The 3,198-nt window shown below is 54.6% G+C and carries 3 protein-coding genes; all 3 read left to right on the top strand.

Translation table 11 applies throughout. The annotated features are described in order from the left end of the window. Nucleotides 1-379: 379 nt before the first annotated feature. The 3 genes from V6D20_16815 (at nt 380) to V6D20_16805 (ending at nt 3,129) form a co-directional block, all read left to right on the top strand. Nucleotides 380-1,177 (top strand): hypothetical protein, encoded by a 798-nt coding sequence (locus tag V6D20_16815; protein HEY9817442.1) that lies wholly within the window; start codon nt 380-382, stop codon nt 1,175-1,177. 221 nt (nt 1,178-1,398) lie between these two features. After that, on the top strand, nt 1,399-1,623 hold the full coding sequence (locus V6D20_16810; GenBank protein ID HEY9817441.1) for a transposase: 225 nt from the start codon (nt 1,399-1,401) through the stop codon (nt 1,621-1,623). A 471-nt stretch (nt 1,624-2,094) separates the two neighbouring features. Next, on the top strand, nt 2,095-3,129 hold the full coding sequence (locus V6D20_16805; protein ID HEY9817440.1) for a sulfonate ABC transporter substrate-binding protein: 1,035 nt from the start codon (nt 2,095-2,097) through the stop codon (nt 3,127-3,129). The last annotated feature ends 69 nt before the right edge of the window (nt 3,130-3,198 follow it).

Raw genomic sequence — 3,198 nt, 5'->3', positions numbered from 1 at the left:
TATTAAGAACAGTGTCAATAGATTTGTTGAAAAAGCTCATTCTTTCGTTCAGGATTCGGCAGCTTGGGCAAGCTACTGGTCAAAATGAGAGTTGCTGTCGATACAGCACGGCCTCAACAAACAGCCGATTATCCTGTGCCGTGGCTCCAACAGCCCCCTCTCGTCCAGAGAGAAATTCTGAATCTGTTCCCATTGACCACCGCGTAGGGCGTTGCATCGGGTTGTCATGGGACTAGATAGCTGAAATACTCCTGATCACAGGTTACTAATGGATGACACACCCTAGCTGCATTTCAACCAACCTGCTAAGTTCATTTAGTTTCAGTTGAATACCGCAGTTTTGAGGGAAAATAAAACCGTACGGCACCGGCAAAACCCCATGGCAAAGGCAAAACCCACCAGTTTGGCTTCCCAAGCAATCGAAACCTTAACAACCCAAAGCTTTTTGTTCCGTGGGCTAGAGCAAGATCCGCTGTTGCGCGACCTCGACCCCGATTTGCTTGTGAGCGAGAAACTCTACTCCAATCGCCCGGTATACACCGCCTTTCGATCCCATACCTGGCAAGAGTATCTGTACGTGGTCGTTGATGGTGGGCCGGTGATCATGCGCAGCACTCCCCTCGACCGGGTGATAGCCATAACCTACCCCGGCGGATGCTTTGGCATGCGCAGTTTACCCGTGGGTGTCGGGGCGGCGACGCGGGCCTTCCCCAGCTTAGTGGAAGCCTACAAAACGACCAACGTGATCAAGATACCGGTGCAGGTAGTGCAAGATCTCTACGATCAAAATGACGTCTTTCGCGATCGCTACACCCTGCTATTTGAGCTGCGCGAAAAGTTTCAGTACCACTTGCTCAATTGCAGCACCTACCCACCCCAAGCGGTAGCAGCAGCACTGCGGGGGTTGATCTTTCAAGAGCGCAGCCTAGGTGCCCAGCCCCAGGGCACCAAAACCGAATACGTGTTTGACCTGCCCATCGACTTGATTGCCCGCGCCTGCCAACTCAACCACCGCACTGTGGAGCAGGTACTGAAGGGGCTAGCCAAGGCGGGCTACACCAAGACCGATAAACTGGCTGAATCGGCCAATGACCTGGTGAAGGTGGTAGACCCCGAGGGGCTGAAGGAAGTCTATGGAGCTACTCGCGATAAGGTCTCTTGGTGGCCGCTGAAGTAGATAGAGGATGGTGCTAGCTATTGCACTTTGAAGAACGCAGACACGCCCTGATTGCTTGGCTTGCTTCGCAACCACCTACACTGGAGAGGAAGCTGAAGACCAAAAAGCTACAGGCCAGTTTTGGCAAGGTGTTTGCCGACCGAGGTTACGTCTCACGAGCTTTGGCTCAGAAGCTGTTTGAGGACTATGGCATTGAGTTCGTTGCTTGACCTAAACGGAGGATGAAGAAGCATTTGATGCGCCTGAGCGACAAGCTGTTAGCACGCAAGCGAGCCATTATCGAAACGGTGATTGACCCGTTGAAAAACATGTCTCAGATTGAGCACTCCCGCCATCGTAGCCCTGTTCATTTCACGGTGAATCTGCTGTGTGGATTAATTGCCTATTGCCATCAGCCCAAAAAGCCGTCTCTCAAGTTCGACTTTGCTCTTCCTCAGTCTGCTTAACCCGAACTGAGGTTAGGTCGGGTCATCGTATTGGATACAGGCCCGATTGGGCTGATCACCAATCCAAAGCTTTATGGACAAGATATTGCGTGCAAGCAGTAGCTTCAGGGGCAACTCAAAGCCAGTAGCTGCGTGATCGTTCCAGAAATTAGGGATTACACCAGAGGTTCAGTTATCACTGTAGCTCGTCTAGGAGCAGCACTGGCTAGGTCAGCGCTTGGCGTTTGAGCGTTTTTTAGGGTTTCTGGACGACTTAATCAACATGACTGTGGCGGCCTTCTAGACTCGATCAGCAGGGCTTTGGGATGCGATTACCCAAAGATTATAAATAGCAAATAAATTGAAATTTTATTTTGTTTGTAACTGAGTTTACTTGCAATTGAAACTAATTGCATGCCATACTGCGCTATCAAACCACGGCATTTCGACCGACTTACCGTGGTTTCTGGCCCCTCTTGTGGAGTTGCAGCTATGGCAGCCAAACCCAATCGTTCTAGTGCCTGGAGCATGAACCGGCGGCAGTCGCTCAAGTCCTTGGGCGGCCTGTTCGCAACCGGGTTCGTCCTCAGTCTGGCGGCTACCGCGTGCAGCACCGACCCCACCACCAGCGTGGAGCCTGAGCCTGCGGCGGCCCAAGCCAAGGCCAGGGTGCTGCGCATCGGCCACCAAAAGTTCGACCCGTTCATTTTGATCAAAGCTCGTGGCGGTTTAGAAGAACGGCTCAAGTCTTTCGGTACCCGCGTCGAGTGGATTGAGTTTCAGTCGGGGCCACCCCTGTTGGAGGCCCTCAACGTCGGCAGCATCGACCTTGGCCGCACGGGGGATGCGCCGCCGATTTTTGCCCAGGCGGCGGATACGCCCTTTGTCTACGTGGGCAGCGGGGCGCTGCGGCCCAAAAGCTCCGCCATCATTGCTCTGGCCAACTCGCCCTTGCAGGCGATCGCCGATCTCAAGGGCAAGACCGTGGCCTATCAGCGGGGCTCTAGCGCCCACTTCTTCTTTGTGCAGGCGCTCAAGAGTGCCGGGCTCACCCTAGACGATGTGGAGTCGGCCAACCTGTCGCCCGCCGATGCCCGCGCCGCCTTTGAGCAAAGCAACATCGATGCCTGGGCCATTTGGGATCCTTTCTACGCTGCCGCAGAAAAGCAAACTGGCGCGAAAACGCTGATCACCAATGAGGGGTTAGCTTCCAACCGCGAGTTTTTCCTGGCGTCGAAGGCGTTTGTGGCCGACAACGAGGCGCTATTGGTGGCTCTGCTAGATGAGACTGCCGAGGTCGCTAACTGGGCCGACAACAACCCCGCCGAGGTGGTCGAAGTGCTGGCCCCCGTCACCGGTCTAGACCCTGAGATTTTGGATGTGGTCACCCGGCGACGCAGCTATAGCTTTGACCCCGTGCCTACCGAGGCGATCGCCGAACAGCAGCGCATTGCCGATGTCTTCTACGAGCTAGATCTCATCCCCAAAGCCGTGCGCGTCCAAGACGTGATCTGGACCCCCAGCTAACCCACACACCATGAGTCTCACCAGTCCCCTCACATCAGCCCAGCCAAGTTGTAGCGCCCCCTTTACTCC

Source organism: Candidatus Obscuribacterales bacterium (assembly GCA_036703605.1).
Classification (GTDB): Bacteria; Cyanobacteriota; Cyanobacteriia; order RECH01; family RECH01; genus RECH01.
The sequence above is the reverse complement of the archived record's forward strand: the minus strand, read 5'-3'. Positions and strand labels throughout refer to the sequence as shown.

Coding starts and splice junctions, on each gene's coding strand:
- V6D20_16815 (HEY9817442.1), top strand. CDS start 380: ATGGCAAAGGCAAAACCCACCAGTTTGGCTTCCCAAGCAATCGAAACC.
- V6D20_16810 (HEY9817441.1), top strand. CDS start 1,399: ATGAAGAAGCATTTGATGCGCCTGAGCGACAAGCTGTTAGCACGCAAG.
- V6D20_16805 (HEY9817440.1), top strand. CDS start 2,095: ATGGCAGCCAAACCCAATCGTTCTAGTGCCTGGAGCATGAACCGGCGG.